The following is an 18,059-nucleotide window of genomic DNA, read 5'->3' as shown; positions in this document are numbered from 1 at the left end:
CTTCCTTATCTCGCGTGAGACGGGGTCAGCCTAGTGCCTGCGACATGCGTTGCCTTACATGGATAGCGAAGCGATACCCATCATCGCCGCATGCCAAGGCTCCGGGGCGGATGGCCCAATCCGCGGCCGAACCCACCCCACGTGAGCTGAAGGCCGTGTCTGCAACGCCCACCACACCGAGTCGCGCCATCCTGGGCATCCTCCTCTCGGTTGCCTGGCGTTACCTCAAACCTACAACCCCATCTGATCTATGGCCTGACTGAAAATCCTGGATTCCGAGCACGCCACACCAGAAGAACCAGCACCGCAAGCTCTGATATTTCTCATGAAATCAGTAAAAATCTCTTCCTGACCTTTCGTAACGCTCTGGAACTGAACGTGGGTGATAGGTAGGTTTGCGGCGCTTGGCCGAAAGAAAAAATCATAGCCCCCCTGGGTCAATGGCTGATATGCAACACGCCCTTCGGGGACAGTGTACTCATTGAGACCAACCGCTGGCGGCAATGCGAGCGGCTGCGGCTGACGGCCACTGTAAACAATTGCTGTCAACCCATTCCCCAGAGCCACGTCGTAGACAACGAAGTCAGCAGGGATAGTCATCCTGCTGCTTTCCCCTTGCGTTATGCCAAAGCAGATAGAAGCGGCAAATACGTTGCAGTACACGTATCGCTGCCCCTTCAGTTTATTTCCAGCCTGCGCAACCGAAGGCGCACACAATATAAAAATTGCGGAAACCAAGAGGCCAAATACATTCTTCATGCCATTCACTGGGCACCCGGCGACGAGGAAGCTGGCTCCTCGATTATTAGTATGTTTGAAGGATTGTCCAATATTTCCTGCATGTTGCGACTATCAGGCGTGCCGGGGAGCTCCCCCATGATATTTCCGTTATATCCAGCGTTCGGAGTTGTTGCCCTGTTTCCGTTAGCATCTACAGAAGACGCATATTGATCATTAGCCCCCATAACGTGTCCAAATTCATGACCACCTTCGCCGCTTTGCATTCCCGGAGAGGTCAGGTTGATCTCGCCAGAATTTCCACCAACTCCGGAGATAAATGATGCACCCTGCGACTGCGTGTCAGATGTCGGCCCATTTATCAACGTAATATTGTTAATTGCACCGACAGGCGTGTCTGCTGTAACTGGAACAACACTCACGCTCACTGTGGTCGCAGTCGAGCTGCCATTTACAAAGTAGTTTCCGCTCCACATGCTTGATGTGTCGCTAGCAAGCGTGTGTGGACTTGTGGCGGCCGGCCCGATGAAATTTGTTGGAATTTTAATATCAATTGTGCCGTCTAGTTTGTACGTGATAATCGCCGCCCTACCATCTGGATCGGTGAACTTGTATGAATTGTTATTGGCATACCAGTAGCGATTGAAATTGGTTCCGGTATTGCCGTCTGCAGGCACAGGATCGACGCTGAGGAAGCGTCCGATGGCGGGATCGTAATATCGCTGCTGCATGTACGTCAGCCCGGTCGCCGTGTCCTGCACGTGGCCGGTGTAGCCGGGGCCGTCGCTGACCGGGCCGCTGATCTGGGCGCCGTAGGGGGCGTACTGGTTGCGCTCGATCACCGTGCGGGTCGGGTCGGTGACGGCCACCGGGCTGCCCAGAGCGTCGGTGTGCTGGTAGCGCGTGGCCACCGCGCCGCTGACCGGGTCGAGGCGCCGGGTCGCCACCAGGCTGCCGCCCAGGTGGATGTAGTTGGTGCGCAGGTCCAGGCGCAGGTCGCTGGCGTACATCAACTGACCGGCTTGGTTGTACTGGCTGTACTTCGAATGGCCGTGGGTGTCGCGCACGCGGCGGCCGTGGCCGTCGTACACGTAGCTCGATACCGCGCCGCTGGTCGGCGTCACGCTGCGCAGGCGGTTGCCCCGATCGAAGGTGTAAGTGGCGTTGGTGCGGATGGTCACGTTGCCGCGGGCGTCGTAACCCAACGTGTCGATCACCGTGCCCGCGCTGTTGCGGACCGTGCTCAGCACGTTGCGCGTGGCGTCGTGCGTGTACGTCACGTGGCTCTTGTTGCCGACCCTGGCGCTCAACAGATTGTCGAGCACGTCGTAGCCGAAGCTGGCCACGCCGTCGCCGCCGAACATCGGCGCCGTGACACCGGTCAGGCGGTCGAAATTGTCGTAGGTCATCGTGCGGTTGCCGGGCGCGCCCGGCAGGCCGTCGCTGATCGCGGCCACGTTGCCGTTGGCATCGTAGTCGTAGTTGTCGTCGTGCACCGCCACGCCGCCGTAGGCATCGCGGCTGCGCTCGGCCAGACCGCGCAGGTTCTGGGTCAGCTCGTGGACGATGCCGTTGCCGTAGGTGAACTGCTTGATCGACCCGTCGGGGTGGTAGCTGACACTGGTGGCGTACCCGCCTGCCTGCGTCGGCTGCCCGAGCGCATTGGGCAGGTAAGTGACCGAGGTGTTGTCCGGGTAGGTCTGCGAGGCCAGGTGGCCGTTGGTGCTGTAGCCGTAGCCCAGGTTCCAGTTGACGCCGGGCCACTGCAGGTTTTCGCCCGTCAGCAGGCGACGCTTGTTGTAGACGTAGGTGGTGGTGACGACGTTGGAGGCGCCGTTGTCCGTAACCAGCGTGTGCGGCTGGCCATCCGGGTAGTAGGTGTAGGTGGTGTTGCCCAGGTTGTCGGGGAAGGTCAGCGCGGTGAGGCGGTTGCGCGGGTCGTAGGCCCGGTTGATCTTGGCCGTAGCCGAGATGCTGGAGGTGCAGGTGGTGGTTGCAGGCACGCCGGGCGCGGACCATGCCAGGTTGCCGGCCGCGTCGTAGGCGAACACCGTGGTGCCGCCTTCCGGCTCGGACGTGCGGCACAGCTCCTGGTTGCTGTTGTAGCTGTAGCCGCGCGTCGCCGTGATCGTGCCGGCGTCGTTGCGCTGGGTCATCGACAGCGGCTTGCCGAACGCATTACGCACGATGTCAGTGTTGATGGTGACGCCAGCGTCGGCGTGCTTGATGATCGACACCGGCCAGTCGGTGATCGGCGCGCCATAGGCCAGGTACGAGGTGGTGACCTGCTTGCCGCGTGGGTTGGTGGTGCGGGTCTTGAAGCCGGCCAGGTAGTCGGTGGTGGCGACCAGCGGCGCGCTGCCCAGTTCGTTGTCCTGCTCGGCGCGGGTGAGACGACCCAGCGCGTCGTACTGCGAGCGCACGCCCTGGGTGATGGCGGCCACCGAGGAGGTCGAGGCCACCGGGTAGGACGCGAATGTCGCCCGCCCCTCATGGTCGTAGCCAAACGCGCTGAAGCGGCTGCTGTTGGTGACGTTGGCCGTGTCGTACTCGCGGCTCAGCACCGGACGCCAGAGCCCGTCGAAGTAGCTGACCTTGCGGTAGTTGCCCGTGGCAACGGTCTGACGCCAGTGTCCGGCCGGGATGCCGTACTCGCTGACGGCCACTGGCTCGAACACCTGAGTGGTCGGCGCCCACGCCACGGTGTCGGACTCTGGATAGGTCACCTTCGCCAGGCGGCCCATCGGGTCGTACTCGTAAGCGGTGGTGAAACCGTTCTCGTCGGTGACCGAGGCCAGGGTGCCGTCGTCATTGACCACGGCCGATTCGGTGGTGGTGTCGGGGTGCTGGATCAGCTGAGGCACGCCGCGCTTCCAGTTCGACAGCGTGGTGGTGTAGTTGCGCCCGTCGGTGACGGACTTGAGAGGCCCCGCGCCGTAGTACGCCAGCGAATGCGCCAGCTTGCCGAAGGCGTACTGACGCAGCGGCATCGCGGTGACCGCGTCGAATTCGGTCGAATTGGCGACGACGCCGTTAATCGACGTCGACGCCTGCTGGCCCAGCACCCACTTCGCCAGGTTGTCGTGGTAGGTCATGGCTGTTGTACGGCTGCCCAGCGAACTGGCTTGCGCGATTGCTAGCGGTCGGGCAAAGACGTCGAAGGTCTGCGTGGTGGCGCTGAATCCGACTCCCTGCACCGTAGTGGTGGAGCTACCCAATGGGTGCAACTCCGAACTATACCGATCGGCCAGTGTGTTGGGATTATTGCCAACCACGGCGGGAAACGGCTGCAACGCCACCTGCGCATTGGACAGATAGGTGTTCTCCGTGACCGAAAGGATGCTCGCTGCGCTCGGGCCCACCTCGGTCTTCAGCAACTGCCCCTCGTTGATGCCGTAAGCGTTACCGAAATGCTGGCGTTCGAATCGTCCGCCCGGGCCGACGATATCGACCCTACGGTTGCCCATAAGCATTGAACTGTTCCACTGATAGCGCCATTCCATTGGTTCGAGCTGGACGCCGCTTACCAGCTTGCGCTGCAGCGTGAACGAATCGATGACGTTCGGGATCCTCAGGTACTCGTACGTGAAACTGGGCTTGATGCACCAGTGCGGCACGTCTGTCCGTGCGTGGGGAAGCAGTTCGAATTCGAACCGAGCCGACGCACCGGCGGGATGCTTGACGACGTAATCGTAATGACCCGTGGCGGATTCAAGCCGGGGTGGGCAGTCCTCGATGCCGTCTTCAGTCGGCGGCACCCAAACGGGCGGCGTGGCATCCAGTTGCCCGCTGGCGCTGTATGTCCATGTGGAATTGTCCGGCAGGGTGACCTTGGACAGGCTGCCCCAAGTGTACGCGTACTGCCATTGCTGGCCATTGGCGCTGGCGCTTGCCAGGTTGCCACCGGAATAGACGAGATCGATGCGACGTCCATCGCTGGCGACAACGTTCTGCAACTTGTCGCCGGCATAGGTGTAGTTGACCCAGTTGCCGAAGCGGTCTTCGACGCGAGTGGCCAGCAGGAACACATTGACGCGCGGCATCGTCCCACCGAGACCGCTGTTGAACGAACTTTTGTAAGCACCGTAGATGAACTTCGGCGCCTCCCGGCTTACCGCCCAGTCGAAGTGGTAGCGGATGCCCTCCGGCGACACGGCAAAGAAACCCTCACCCGCCAGCCCATTCTTGGTGGCCGGCTTGCAGGACAGCCGCCAGAACGACTTGGTGATCCACGGGTACGTCTGGCCATCGCTGGGCGCTGGCAACGCGCTGCTGGGGGTATTCAGCAGCGACTGGTCGCCACCACCCGGGATGTGCATCGAATACCCGTTGAAGTATTCAATGGCGGGAAACTGGCCGACATCCGGCGGCGCGGCGGTATTGCTGCACCGCGCGGTGGATTTGGCGTTGCCGACAACCCAGCCCAGCGACTCAGCAAACGTCCCTCTCACATAGGGAACGTCGAGGTCCCACTCACCCACGCCGCCAAGGTAGCCCCATCCGATGGGGCCGTTCGACGAGGAACCGCGATTCTCGACACGGAAGCTGCGACGCAACTCCACCGGCAGCGCGTTGTTGCCCGCCAGCGAGATGTCGGCGACGTTGAACTCGACGCTGCCATCGAACATGTTCGTGCGGTCGCCGAACGCATCGACCTTCAACGCGGTGACTTTGGTCGCGCGGTTGAACGCGTCCAGGTGCCGCTCGTGCATGCCGTAACCGGGCGCGCCCTGGGCCGACGCCACTCCGGAAACGAGCGCGAAGGCCAGCGACAATCCCGCTGCGATTCGCGCCCCCAGGCGCCTGGCAGGCGTGCTCACTGAACCGGCACGCGACAGAACCCCACACTCCCCGCTTGAAAACATGCAACTCCCTTCACACTTGGAAAATGCCGCGCCCTCCCATTCCCACGGATTGAGGGAAGACGAGCGACGACAGTCATGAGACGAACGATTCCAGGCAGTTGAGCCTGTTTCCGGCAAGCCAGATCGCCTGCCGATACCCCAACGTGATTCTCCCACACGAACTCGAATTTCGCGCGCTTAAAGCACGCCGCACGCCCTGTCACACCCCCGACACACCCCTGACGCTTCGCCTTCATCGGCGCCGTCCACGCTCGCCGCAACAGGCCGAGGTCCGGGACACCGTGCATGCGCTACGCGATCGTCAGCGAGACCTATCCGCCGGAGGTCAATGGCGTTGCGCTGACCGTGCAGGCTCTGGAACAGGGGCTGCGCCTGCGGGGGCACGAGGTCACCGTGGTGCGGCCGCGGCAGGTTGCCGATGGCGATGGCGAGGGCCTCGCGCACGAGACGCTCGCGCGCAGCGCGCCGCTGCCGCGCTACCCGGGGTTGCGGGTCGGGTTTCCGGCGACGCGCCGGCTCACTGCGCTGTGGCGTGATCAGCGGCCGGCGGCGGTGTACATCGCCACCGAAGGCCCTCTGGGCTGGTCGGCGCTGAGTGCCGCGCGGCGCCTGGGCATCCCGGCCGCAACCGGCTTCCACACGCGCTTCGATGCCTACATGCGCGACTACGGCGCGCCGATGCTCGCACCGGTCGCACTGCGCTGGATGCGGCGCTTCCACAACCGCGGCAACGCCACGCTGGTGCCGACGCGCGAGCTGGCCGGGTTCCTGCGTGGTGTCGGTTTCGAGCACGTGGTGCGGCTGCCGCGCGCGGTCGATACGCAACTGTTCGATCCCGCGCGCCGCGACCCGGCGCTTCGCGCGCAATGGGGCGTCGGCGACGATGGCCTCGTCGCGATCTACGTCGGCCGCATCGCAGCGGAGAAGAACCTCACGCTGGCCGTCAACGCGTTTCGCAAACTGCAGGCGCTGCGACCGGACGCGCGCTTCGTGTGGGTGGGCGATGGCCCGGCGCGCGACCAGCTGCAACGCGACAACCCCGATTTCGTCTTCTGCGGCGTGCAGCGCGGCGACACCCTCGCCCGCCATTTCGCCAGCGGCGACCTGTTCGTGTTCTCCAGCCACAGCGAAACGTTCGGCAACGTCACGCTGGAAGCGATGGCCAGCGGCGTGCCAACAGTCGCGTTCGACTACGGCGCCGCGCACGAACACCTGCGCGATGGCGAGCACGGCGCGGCAATTGCCGATGGTGACGACGCGGGCTTCGTCGATGCCGTCACGCGCATCGGCACCGACGACGCGCTGCGCCGGCGCATGTCGGTGGCCGGTCGCGAGGCCGTCAACGGGCTGCGTCCGGAGCAGGTTGCGGCCGACTTCGACACCCTGCTGGAAGGTCTCGCCGACGGCGCGCGATCGCGCGCCGACGCACCGCATGCCACCCGCGACGCCGGAGAGGAGATGCCATGAACCGCCTGCCGCTGCACAAACGCCTCGACGCCGGCGAGTCCGGCTGGTGCCTGCGCGCCAACCGTGTGTGCGCGCGCGCCGCCTCACGCCGCTACTTCTCCGCCATCAGCCGGCTGGGCGATGGCGTGGCGTGGTATGTGCTGATGGCCGCACTGGTGGTGGCCGATGGCATCGACGGATTGGTGGCTTCGGCGCACCTGGCAGCCACCGGCGTGATCGCGTTGGCCCTGTACAAGCTGCTCAAGCGCTGGACGCGACGCCCGCGCCCGTTTGCCGCGGACGCGCGCATCCGCGCGTGGGTTGCGCCGCTTGACGAGTTCAGCTTTCCATCTGGACACACGCTGCACGCGGTGGCGTTCACCGTGGTTGCGCTGGCGCACTACCCGATGCTGTCGTGGTTGCTGATCCCGTTCACCGCCAGCGTCGCGCTGTCGCGCGTGGTGCTGGGCCTGCACTACCCTAGCGACGTGCTCGCCGCGACCGCGATCGGCGTTGCGCTGGCCTCGCTGTCGTTGTGGCTGGTGCCGGGGGTTTCGCTGTTTGCGTGATGGGTGAGCGGCGTTGCCCGCACTCGCGATTCGCCAGCCGGTCACCGGCGTGCTGGCGCGGCGTTGTGCACACCGCGAGCCGCGTCGTCCTCCACCTTGCCGGGCGGCATGGCGCGATGCGGGCCGATGTGGACACCGATGCCAGTCGCGGCGGCGTCGACCAGGCTCAACGGCCTGAACAGGTAGTACTGCAGGCGCGACTCGAAGATCAGGTAGTTGCGATCCTCGTGCTCCCAGAGCTCGCGATGGCCCGCCCGGTACGCGAGGTAAGCGCCCAGCCAGCCCATCACGAGAATCGCCAGCAAAATCGGCGTGCGCCCACTCTGGGAGTTGTTGCCGGACTCCGCTCGGCGCCGTCGCCATCGCATCGCCGCATCCCACAGCCAGCGCAGCGCCCAGCCACCGCAGACCGCGAGGCTGTAGGTCACCATCACCAGAAACATCAGCAGCAGCGAATAGCTGCCGCCGGTTGGCCCACGCAACAGCAGCACCAGCCACGTCAGCCAGCCCAGCAGCAGTGCACCCACGGGTACCAGCAACAGCCGCGGGTAAGGTGGGCGCCTCGGCGCAAGAACGATGCACGCAAGCAGCGCCCATGGCGGTGCGTCGAACCACCACCATGCGCTGCTCATGCGTGTTTGCGACCCACCGACGGCGCCCCTGCGCCAAACGCCTCGACGCGCGCGCGCGACACGCTCGGAAAGTACTGGCTGTACCAGTCGCGGTCGTTGGCCACCTGCGCCTGCGCCCTGCTGGCTTCGAGCGCCTCGAAGTCCAGGTTGGCCGTCGCCCAGCGCTGCGCACCGCGCGTCTGTACCAGCAGGCCGTCCGACGGCAGTCCCACGTCCATCGGTGCGATCAGAGCCGCCTCGCCGGTGTTGGTGTCGAGCGCCGGGCTCCAGGGCGCCGCGCCGGCGGTGACGGCCTGGGCGACGAAGCAGCGGTTCTCCAGCGCGCGCGCCATGCAACCCACGCGCACGCGTGTCGCGCCGGCCTCGCTGTCGGTGCAGGTAGGCACCAGCAACAGTCGGGCACCGGCCTCGCACTGCGCGCGCACCGGCAGCGGGAACTCGCTGTCGTAGCAGACCGCAACCGCGCTGCGCACGCCGCCGGTCTCCAGCACCTTGAGCGCGTCGCCGGGCTCGATCACGCCCGCCTGCTTCTCGAATGCCGTCAGGCGCAGCTTGTCCTGCCAGGCGTGGCTGCCATCGGGTGCGAACACGTAGCTGCGATTGCGGTAACGCCCGACGCCTGTGTCCAGCAGGAAGGTGCCGGCGACCACGTGCATGCGCATCTCGCGCGCCAGCAGCGCGAACAGTTCGAGCCACGCGCCGTGGTAGGCCTGGGTGGCGCCGAGCGAGGCATGCAGATTGCCGCTCACGTCCGCACCGAAGGTGGCGCCCAGTTCCAGCGACAGGTACTCGGGCAGCACCGCCAGCTCGGCACCGGCGGCACGGGCCTCACCGAGCCAGCGCGCCTGCTTGTCGGCAAATGCGGCGAAGCTCTCCGGGGCGTCGATGGTGTACTTGGCGACGGCGATTTTCATACATTGGACTCCAGGGGGCGCAGCCAGAACGTGAGAGTGTGGTCGGTTTCCGCAGCGGCGCCGACCTCGCGCCACGGCAGCGTCACCTGCATGCCGGGATGACGGACGTATCCGCGCTTCTCCCAGAACGCCTCGTTGCCACGATGATGCCGCGGGCGACGCGGGTCGTCGTCGCGTCGATCGACCGCGCAGAACGCGGTCCACGAGAACCCGCCGAGCGATTGCGCATGCGCTTGGCGCGCATCGAAGAATCGGTGGCCGATCCCATTGCCGCGGTACTCGGGCAGCAGCACCGATTCCCCGCAATAGAACACCTGCGCCGGGTCCACGTCGCTGCCCTTGAACGAGGCCAGGAAGACCGCGGACTCGTCGACCAACGGCAGTCCGGTCGAGGCGCCCACCACGGCATCGCCGTCGAACGCCAGCACCACCACGCTTCGCGGCGTACGCAGGTAGGTCTTGAGGTAGTCGGCCTCGTAGCCCACATCGCCCGCGTACAGATTGGGCCACTGGCGAAACACGCCGATGCGCAGGCGCGCCAGGTCGTGCAGGTGCGGCGCGATGGCTTCGCCGCGGTAGGTGCGCAGGGTCAGGGGCATCGGCGGGAGTCCGGTTGTTGCGCACCAGCTTGGAGGGGATTGCCGGCGGCGGCCAGTCCACGGGACACGTCACGCGACACGATCCAGGCCAGGTCGCAGATCAGGCGCAGCAACAGACCGCCGAGAAATCCGATGTCCAGAAGCGCCAGCATGCCAACGACGATGAAATCTCCGGCGCCGCCGTCGTAGTCGGGCGAACGCATCGAAGCATTCACGTGCAAGGTCACCCACATCAGCAATGGACCGACGCATAAGGCGTAGCCCGACAGCCAGCGCCCGGGGCGAAGGATCAACGGCAGCGCCGCCAACACGCAGGGCATGCCGAACAACATCAGGTGGAATCCGTTCATTGCCGATCTCGTCTTCGTTGGCACCGTGCTGCGCGGGTCGGATTGCGCGATGGATGCACGCACCGATCGATGGTGCATCGCTCGTACATCGGCGGCGCAACAGGCGACATCCCGCCCGTTGCGCCGCGTGGTTCAGGCCTGCGCCGGCATGGCAGGCGGCAGTTCGTGCTTCTGACCGGCAAGCTGGTACCAGTCGACCTTGCGGGTCACCACCATCAGTGCGGCCAGGATCAGGAACAACAGCCCGGAGCCGAGCACCAGCGCGTTGTCTTCCGAGATCAGCAGCCCGAACAGCGCCCCGTACAACGTAGCGAGCATCGCCGCGAAGCCGATGCCGCGGGTGACGCTATGCAGCACCGCGCTGAGGTAGAAGGCCAACAAGCCGATGCAGGCGATGCTCGCGATCAGGTAAGACCAACCGAACGCGATGTGTTCGCTCAGGCCAACCAGCAGCAGGAAGAAGATCGACAGGGCCAGCCCCACCAGGCCGTACTGGATCGGGTGGATTCGCAGCTGCTTGATCAGTTCGAACATGAAGAACCCGACGAAGGTCAGCAGCACGAACAGCAGCCCGTACTTGCTGGCGCGATCGGCCTGCACGTAGACATTGACCGGATCCACCAGTGCCACAGACACGGTGTCGATGCTGTCCGAGGACGTGACGCCGTATTCGCCGCGAGCGTCCTGCCTGCCGACGTCGTCGACACTCGGCAGGGCCTTGCCGCGCAGGAACTGCTCCTGCGCGCCGGTCGCCAGCGATGGCACCTCCCAGCGCGCCTTGAAACCCTTGCTACCGACTTCCGGATTGGCGGGCAGGAACTTGCCCGCGAAGCTCGGGTGAGGCCAGGCCGAGTCGATCGCGAAGCGGTTGCTGCGACCCAGCGGCACCAGCGCAAGCGATTCGGTACCACCCAGCGCGAACTGCAACTGGGTATCGACGCGCAAGCGCTGGCCCGGCTGCGGCGCATCCAGCGCCACATGCAGACCGCTGCCATCACGGAAGCCGCGGCCCTGTTCGACCTGACGCTCGATGCCGCTGACGGTCAGGCGCGGGTTGCCGAGCCCGCGAACGTCGGCGATGGCGTAGCTCAACCATGGCTTGCCGATGCGACGCTGCTGCACGGGCGTGGCATCGTCGGGAACCTGCACGTCAAAGTCGGCGCTGGCGGCGCCGTGCAGCTTGTAGACGCGAACCTGGTGCAGACCCACCCTGCGGGTGTCCGGATCGAGCTTGCCGGTGACATTGAGCGTGGTCGGGAAGAACGTCCACTGCCCCGATTCGTCCCGCACCACCTTTCGCAATTGGCCCGCAGCATCCTTCTCTTCGACTTCGACCTTCTGCGTGTACGGCACCACCAGTACCGGCCCGGCGAACGACTGCGCACCGGCGTAGCTCTGGGCGACGCGGGCAACCGCAGCGGCGCGATGGACCTGCCGCTCGGCGATGACCCCGCGGATCATCGACAGCGGGATGAGGATGGCCAGGGTCATCCCCAGCACGAGCAACACTTTCAACCAAAGACGCATGTCCAACTCCTGTCGTGGCAACGGCGACAGGTTCGGCCCCGGGAGTGCGGGCAAGATGGCGGCCTGGTGAAGCGACGGTGAAGTGGAAGGCGAGCACGCGGCAGCAGATCGGGGCCGCTCGCTTGCTCGAACCTCACTCCCGGCCGATCACTTCTCCGCCGGAAGCGGCAGCTCCATGCTCGCCACCGCGCCGGGGCCGTCATCGCGATTGGACAGTGCAGCGCGGCCGCCGTGCAGGGCCGACACTTCGGCGACGAAGCACAGGCCCAGGCCGCTGCTGCGGCTGCCGCCACGCGGCCGCGACAGCGAGTAGAACCGTTCGAACACGCGCCCCAACGCATAGTCGGGAACGCCGGGGCCACTGTCGCGCACTTCGATGCGCACGACGCTTGTGGTGCCGTCGGTGTCGAGCGGATCGGCGATCACGCGCGTCCGCCCCGACGGCCCGGCATTGCCGTCGGCCACGTGGCGCGCGGTGGCGCGAACAACGCGCAACTCCACTTCGTCGTGCGCAGACGAGAAGTCCATTGCGTTGTCGATCAGATTGACCAGCGCCTGTCGCAACAGGAACGCGTCGCCAGCCACCGCCGGCAACCCCGGCTCGGACTGCAGCCGCAGGCGCACACCCGCCGCGGCAAGCCTTGGCGCGCACTGTTCGGCCGCCTCGGCCACGATGGCCGCCAGGTCGACCGGCTCGGGTTGCTCCAGGCGCTGACGGTGCTCGACCGCCGCCAATGCCAGCAACTTGTCGATCATCTGCGCCAGACGTTCGCTCTGCGCGCGGATGCTGCCGGCGAAACGCGCGCGATCGGCATCGTCCATCGTCGCCGCGCCGATGCCGCCCTCGAGCAGTTCGGCGCTGCCGCGAATCGCCGCCAGCGGACTCTTCATCTCGTGCGTGAGCGTGTGCACGTACTGCTCGACGTACTGCTTGCCTTCGAGGCGGGCGCGCATGGTTTCGAGCGCGCGCCCCAGTTCGGCGAACTCGCCGGCACTGCGCGGCAGCGTGGCGCGCTCGCCGGCCGTCACGGCCTGCGCGTAACGGCGCAACCCATCGAGTTGGCGCGACAGCCACCATGCCGCCAGCAACCCGATCAGCAGCGAGGACCCCAGCAGCACCAGCCCCCAGCGCCGCACGATCCGCTCGCTGCGCACGATGAAAGGTTCGAGCGTGCGGTTGGGCTTGGCCACGGTCAGCACGCCGACGATGCGCCCCCGCTCGTCGCGGATCGGCGCGGCGACGTGCATGACGGTGGAGCTGTCGTCGTTCGGGTCGAGCGGGGTTGAGCGCGCACCGTAGCGACCGCGCAACGTCAGGTAGACGTCGTTCCATCGGGAGTAGTCGCGGCCGAGATCACCGCCCTTGCCGTCCACGGCATTGCTGTCGAACACCACGATGCCGCGCGCGTCGGTCACGTACAGGCGGTAGTTGCTGGCGCGCTTGCGAAACCCCCAGATCTCCGCGCCGAAATCGCGCCCGCGCAAGGTGCGCACCCGGCGCGCGAAGTCGCCATCGTTGATGCGCCCGGCCAGGAAATCGTCGCTGGCAAGCTCGGCGAGCATGTTCGCGCTGTCGACCAGCGTGTCCTCCATGGCCTGCCGCACGCCCGGCTTCACCTCGGCGATGAACACGCGGGTCAGCAGCAAGCCGGCCAGCGCGACGATGAGGAAGTAGCCCAGGAAGATGCGCAGACCGATCTTCATGCGCAGGCTCCCATGCGCACTCGCGCGGGTGGCGGTGTTTGCGTTGGGGACCGGGTGCGCACGTCACGTCATCTCGAACGAGTACCCCAACCCGCGGTGCGTGCGGATGGGGTCGATGTCGGGCGCCACCTCGCGCAGCTTCGCGCGCAGGGTCTTGATGTGGGTGTCGACGGTGCGGTCGCCGCTCTCCAGCGCATCGCCCCACACACGGTCCATCAGTTGCGCGCGCGACAGCACTGCGCCGGGGCGTTGCAGCAATGCGGCGAGCAGTCCGTATTCGTAGCGCGTCAGGTCGAGCGGATGGCCGCGATAGCGGATGCGCAGGCCCTGGACGTCGTGCTCGAAAGCGCCGCCAGCGGGCGCATCCCCGGACGGCGGCGCGGCGGCGACGCGCCGCAACACCACGCGCACGCGCGCGGCCAACTCGCGCGGCGAGAACGGCTTGCCTACGTAATCGTCGGCGCCGATCTCCAGACCCAGCAGGCGGTCCGCCTCGGCATTCTGCGCGGTCAGGAAGATCACCGGCAGGTCGCGCCCCCGACGCAGCTCGCGGCACAGCGCAAAGCCGTTGATGTCGGGCAAGCCGACGTCGAGCACCGCCAGGTCGAACGCCGTCGACGCCGCCAGCCGCAGCGCCTCGCCCCCGGTCAGGCAATGGCTGGCCTCGAAACCCTCGGCACGCAGCGCGTACAGCACGGTTTCGGCAATCGCGGTTTCGTCTTCGACCAGCAGGATGCGCGGCATGGCGTTGCAGTGGTGGGGGGCGGCGAAAGCATAGGCGAGGAAGGCGTTGCGAGGGTGAGCCAGTCCCGTGGCAGCCCCATCGGTCGGGCCGGCGGGCCACCGCTGCTCACCCCTGCCCGTCCATTCCCCGTACCCTATCGCCATGAACTATCGCCACGCTTTCCATGCCGGCAACCATGCCGACGTCCTCAAGCACGTCACCGTGCTTGCGATCTGCGACGCCCTGACCGCCAAACCGGCGCCGGTGTTCGCGCTCGATACCCATGCCGGCCGGGGGCTGTACGCGCTCGACGGCAATTCCGCGCAACGCACGGGCGAGGCAGAGGGCGGCATCGGCCGACTGCTCGCCGAAGCCCCGGCGGACCCGCTGATCGGCCGCTACCTGCAGGCGGTGCGTGCGTGCCGCGCCGAGCACGGCAAGGCCAGCTACCCGGGCTCGCCCTGGCTGCTGGCGCACGCCCTGCGCGAGCAGGACCGCATCGCCGCCTGTGAACTGCAGCCCGAGGAAGCCACTCAGCTCAAGGCCAACTTTGTCGGCGACGAGCGCGTGGCCGTGCACGCCCGCGACGGCTACGCCGGGATCAAGGCGCTGCTGCCGCCGAAGATCGGTGACACGAAGTTCGCCCGCGGACTGGTGCTGATCGACCCGCCGTACGAGGCCCAGCTCGAGGAATTCGACGCCGTCATCGCCGGCCTGCGCGAGGCCCTCGGCCGCTGGCCGCAGGCCTGTTATGCGCTGTGGTACCCGATCAAGCTGCGCCGCTCACTGCAGCCGTTCTTCCGCCGCGCGGCCACGTTGCCGGTGAAGTCCTCGCTGCTGGCCGAGCTGCTGGTGCGCGCCGACGACTCGCCGCTACGTATGAACGGCAGCGGCATGCTACTGCTGAACCCGCCGTTCCAGATCGAACAGAAGCTGCAACCCGCGCTCAACGCGCTGGCGAAGGTGCTGGGCGAAGGCCCTGGCGCCTCGGCCCGACTGGAGTGGCTCAAGACCGCGCAGTAAGGCGACCGGGCGCGGATAGCGCCGCGCCACCGGGGGTGGCAGACCCATAGCCCGTTCCCCGCCCAACAAAAAAAGCCCGGCAGTCGCCGGGCTTTTTCTTGGGGCCTTCGAGGATTACAGCCCTGGCTTGCTGTCGGGCTCGAAGAAGCTCCAGCGCACTTCCGGGAACTCGACCTTGAACGCGCGCTCGACCACGTTGATCTGCTCGACCAGGTGGGCCACGTCCTGCTTCTCGCGCATCTGCGCCTGCACCGAGACCATCGCCTCGTTGCCCAGTTGCAGCGTGATCATGCTGATCACCTTGTCGATCTCGGGACGGCCGGACAGGAAGGCCTGCATCTGCACCTGGCGCTCGGGATCGATGCTCTGGCCGATCAGCATGGCCTTGACCTCGATCGCCACGAACACCGCGACGATGATCAGCAGCGCGCCGATCATGATCGTGCCGATCGCGTCGAACAGCGGGTTGCCGGTGACCATCGTCAGTACCACCGCCGCCAGCGCGAACACCAGGCCCAGCAAGGCGGCGAGGTCTTCGCCGAAGATCACCACGAGCTCGGCCTGGCGGCTCTCGCGGAACCAGCGCCACAGCGAACGGCCATTGCGCGAACGGTTCACTTCCTGCAGGCAGGCGCGCATGGACACGGCCTCGGCGATGATGCCGAACACCAGCACGCCGACGGCCCACCACAGCTTGTTCACATCGACCGCTTCTTCGGAATGCAGTTTGTGGATGCCCTCGTACAGCGAGAACATGCCGCCCACCGAGAACAGCATCAGCGCGACGAGGAACGACCAGAAGTAGATCGCCTTGCCGTAACCCAGCGGGTAGTCCGGCGACGGCGGCTGCTTGGCCTGCTTCAGGCCGAACAGCAGCAGACCCTGGTTGCCGCAGTCGGCCAGCGAATGCACCGTTTCGGCCAGCATCGCGCTGGAGCCGGTAAAGAACGCGGCCACGCCCTTGGCCACCGCGATCGCGAAGTTGGCGCCAAGCGCGAAAAGGATCGCGCGGGTCGAATCACCACCACCAGCCATGCCGACTCCTTCAACAGTCAATGCAGAAAGGGGCCAAGCCGGCCCCGAAACGGCCGCGAGTCTAGCATCGCGGGGTTACCGCCCGGGACCGGCGGCCGCAATGGCTCAAGCAGAAAATGGCAACCACCGTTGCAAAAACGCACCGGTCAGCGCCGCCGCCGGCACTACCAGGTAGACCGGCCAACGCCAGCGCGCCAGCCCCAGCCAGGTCAGCGATGCGATCGCCAGCGCGAACACGAGCGCTGGCCATGGCAGTGGCGACAGCAACCGCGCGCCGAACCAGAGCGCGAGGTTGGCGATCACCCCGACCACCGCGGCCGTCACGCCCGAGAGCATCGCGTGGGCCGGCCGCCAGCGGCCGATGCGATCGATCCATGGCGCGGCGGTCAACACGAACAGGAAACTGGGCAGGAACGTCGCCCACAATGTCACCGACGCGCCCAGCAACGCCGAAGCCAGCGGCGTGGCGAGATCCGGATGCTGCCAGCCACCGACGAAGCCGACGAACTCCAGCACCAGGATCAGCGGACCCGGGGTGGTCTCGGCCAGCCCGAGACCGGCCATCATCTGTGCCGGCTCCAGCCAGCCGTGGGTCTCCACGGCCTGCTCGGCGACGTAGGGCAACACCGCGTAGGCACCGCCCACGGTCAACAAGGCGGCCTTGCTGAAGAAAAGACCCATGGCGTGCGCGGTGCTGTCCGGCCCCAGCCAAACCCGCACCGCCAGCAGCGGCAGCCACCACAGCACCAGGCAACTGGCCGCGACGCGCAGGCTGGACAGCCGCGGAGAGGTGGACCGCGGCATCGGCCGCCCGTTGCCGCTGGCATCGACGGCATCAGCGGCTTCGGCGGGCATTGGCAACCAGGTCGGGCGGAAGCGTCCGGCCCACAAGCCCGCCAACGCTGCGCCTGCCAGCAACAGCGGAAACGGCGTCTGCGTCAGCGCAAGCACCAGCAACGCCGCCAGTGCCAGCGCCATCGCAAACACGCCTTTGATCACGCGCGCCGCGATGCGCTGGAGCGCGTGCACGATGATGCCCAGCACCGCCGCCTGCAGTGCAAACAACGCACCCGACACCGCCGGCACGTGGCCCACGCGCAGGTACAGCCAACTCAGGAAACCCAGCAGCACGGCCGCCGGCAGCACGAACAGGGCGCCCGCCGCCACGCCGCCACGCACGCCATGCAGACGCCAGCCCAGCCACGTCGCCAGCTGCATCGCCTCCGGTCCTGGCAGCAACATGCAGAAGTTCAACGCGCGTAGAAAGTCGGCCTCGCCAACCCAGCGTCGCTTGTCGACCAACTCGGCATGCATGATCGCCACCTGCCCTGCCGGCCCGCCGAAGCTGATGCAACCCAGCAGCAGCCAAAACCGCAGCGCCTCGCCCACACCAGGGCGCGCCGGAGGGTCGGCATCAGCGCTCATCGCGGCGGTGCGATGGGGCATGACAGTGGAGAGTCGTCTGCAAGATGGGCTCGATCATGCCGTGGTCCCTGCCCGAAAGTGGTGCCCGCATCACCCGATCGGGTCACTCGGCCAGTTCGCGCTGCAGTTTCTTGGTGAGCTTTGACCGCACCAGTTCGTAGCTGCGCCGCAACAAGGCCTTGAACTCGTCGGCTGGTAGCGATTCCGGCGCCGCCACCAGCACCCATTTCGCCTTCGCCAGGTAAGGCGCCGGGACGAAGCCTGGGCGATCAGTGAGCTCCAGGAAGCGCTCGTCATCGACCTTGAACCCGATACCGCCGGCCCGGGGGCCACGCAGGCAGAAGCAACAGAACATCTTTCCGGCGACGCTGAAGACCAGATCGTCCTGCCATTTCACGTCGGCCTCGACGCCGGGCCAACTGCCCACGAGCGCGCGCACTGCCGATGCGTCGACCTGCTTTCCCATGTGACTTCCGCATGAAGACCTTGCCGACACACAGTGTGCCAA

Annotated in this window: 15 protein-coding genes; 3 read left to right on the top strand and 12 right to left on the bottom strand. The window is 66.3% G+C overall.

Going from position 1 to position 18,059, the window contains the following annotated elements:
• Nucleotides 1-231: 231 nt before the first annotated feature.
• Entirely contained in the window at nt 232-759 is a 528-nt protein-coding gene (locus EER27_RS16835; protein WP_148040910.1) for a hypothetical protein, read from the bottom strand.
• Between the two features lie 5 nt (nt 760-764).
• The gene (locus EER27_RS02920) at nt 765-5,720 is read right to left on the bottom strand and encodes an RHS repeat domain-containing protein (protein WP_148040909.1); all 4,956 of its coding nucleotides are present in this window, start codon (nt 5,718-5,720) and stop codon (nt 765-767) included.
• A 168-nt stretch (nt 5,721-5,888) separates the two neighbouring features.
• On the opposite strand from EER27_RS02920, the gene EER27_RS02915 reads away from it, so the two are divergent.
• Together EER27_RS02915 and EER27_RS02910 are read left to right on the top strand one after the other, a co-directional pair.
• Nucleotides 5,889-7,070: a glycosyltransferase family 4 protein gene (locus EER27_RS02915; RefSeq protein WP_123086502.1), complete on the top strand. Its 1,182-nt coding sequence runs from the start codon at nt 5,889-5,891 to the stop codon at nt 7,068-7,070.
• Nucleotides 7,067-7,618 carry a phosphatase PAP2 family protein gene (locus tag EER27_RS02910; RefSeq protein WP_123086501.1) on the top strand — a complete coding sequence of 184 codons (552 nt, stop codon included), beginning with the start codon at nt 7,067-7,069 and terminating at the stop codon, nt 7,616-7,618. The genes EER27_RS02915 and EER27_RS02910 overlap by 4 nt, the downstream gene beginning before the upstream one ends.
• A gap of 41 nt (nt 7,619-7,659) precedes the next feature.
• Here EER27_RS02910 and EER27_RS17040 read toward each other — a convergent pair whose 3' ends face one another.
• The 7 genes from EER27_RS17040 to creB all read right to left on the bottom strand — a co-directional run bounded on the left by EER27_RS17040 (nt 7,660) and on the right by creB (nt 14,088).
• A complete protein-coding gene (locus tag EER27_RS17040) occupies nt 7,660-8,250 on the bottom strand; it encodes a hypothetical protein (RefSeq protein WP_190285614.1) in 591 nt (196 codons plus the stop codon).
• Entirely contained in the window at nt 8,247-9,164 is a 918-nt protein-coding gene (locus EER27_RS02905; protein WP_123086500.1) for a carbon-nitrogen hydrolase family protein, read from the bottom strand. The genes EER27_RS17040 and EER27_RS02905 overlap by 4 nt, the downstream gene beginning before the upstream one ends.
• Nucleotides 9,161-9,763: a GNAT family N-acetyltransferase gene (locus EER27_RS02900; RefSeq protein WP_123086499.1), complete on the bottom strand. Its 603-nt coding sequence runs from the start codon at nt 9,761-9,763 to the stop codon at nt 9,161-9,163. The genes EER27_RS02905 and EER27_RS02900 overlap by 4 nt, the downstream gene beginning before the upstream one ends.
• Nucleotides 9,754-10,113: a hypothetical protein gene (locus EER27_RS02895; RefSeq protein WP_123086498.1), complete on the bottom strand. Its 360-nt coding sequence runs from the start codon at nt 10,111-10,113 to the stop codon at nt 9,754-9,756. Before EER27_RS02895 ends, EER27_RS02900 begins: the two co-directional genes overlap by 10 nt.
• A 132-nt stretch (nt 10,114-10,245) precedes the next feature.
• Nucleotides 10,246-11,640 carry a cell envelope integrity protein CreD gene (creD, locus tag EER27_RS02890; RefSeq protein ID WP_123086497.1) on the bottom strand — a complete coding sequence of 465 codons (1,395 nt, stop codon included), beginning with the start codon at nt 11,638-11,640 and terminating at the stop codon, nt 10,246-10,248.
• 147 nt (nt 11,641-11,787) lie between these two features.
• Nucleotides 11,788-13,344: a two-component system sensor histidine kinase CreC gene (creC, locus tag EER27_RS02885; protein ID WP_123086496.1), complete on the bottom strand. Its 1,557-nt coding sequence runs from the start codon at nt 13,342-13,344 to the stop codon at nt 11,788-11,790.
• Nucleotides 13,345-13,407: 63 nt separating this feature from the next.
• Nucleotides 13,408-14,088 carry a two-component system response regulator CreB gene (gene creB, locus EER27_RS02880; RefSeq protein ID WP_123086495.1) on the bottom strand — a complete coding sequence of 227 codons (681 nt, stop codon included), beginning with the start codon at nt 14,086-14,088 and terminating at the stop codon, nt 13,408-13,410.
• 142 nt (nt 14,089-14,230) lie between these two features.
• On the opposite strand from creB, the gene EER27_RS02875 reads away from it, so the two are divergent.
• Nucleotides 14,231-15,091, top strand: coding sequence for a 23S rRNA (adenine(2030)-N(6))-methyltransferase RlmJ (locus EER27_RS02875; protein ID WP_123086494.1), 861 nt, complete (start codon nt 14,231-14,233; stop codon nt 15,089-15,091).
• 114 nt (nt 15,092-15,205) lie between these two features.
• On the opposite strand, the gene EER27_RS02870 is transcribed toward EER27_RS02875, so the two are convergent.
• From EER27_RS02870 to EER27_RS02860, 3 genes are all read right to left on the bottom strand, one after another.
• A complete protein-coding gene (locus tag EER27_RS02870) occupies nt 15,206-16,126 on the bottom strand; it encodes a cation diffusion facilitator family transporter (RefSeq protein ID WP_123086493.1) in 921 nt (306 codons plus the stop codon).
• A gap of 105 nt (nt 16,127-16,231) precedes the next feature.
• Nucleotides 16,232-17,572 (bottom strand): chromate efflux transporter, encoded by a 1,341-nt coding sequence (gene chrA, locus EER27_RS02865; RefSeq protein ID WP_223807135.1) that lies wholly within the window; start codon nt 17,570-17,572, stop codon nt 16,232-16,234.
• A gap of 82 nt (nt 17,573-17,654) precedes the next feature.
• On the bottom strand, nt 17,655-18,017 hold the full coding sequence (locus tag EER27_RS02860) for an MmcQ/YjbR family DNA-binding protein (protein WP_123086492.1): 363 nt from the start codon (nt 18,015-18,017) through the stop codon (nt 17,655-17,657).
• Nucleotides 18,018-18,059 lie beyond the last annotated feature (42 nt).

Source organism: Montanilutibacter psychrotolerans (assembly GCF_003719825.1).
GTDB classification, from domain to species: Bacteria; Pseudomonadota; Gammaproteobacteria; order Xanthomonadales; family Xanthomonadaceae; genus Montanilutibacter; species Montanilutibacter psychrotolerans.
This window is presented reverse-complemented; position numbering and strand designations above follow the sequence as displayed.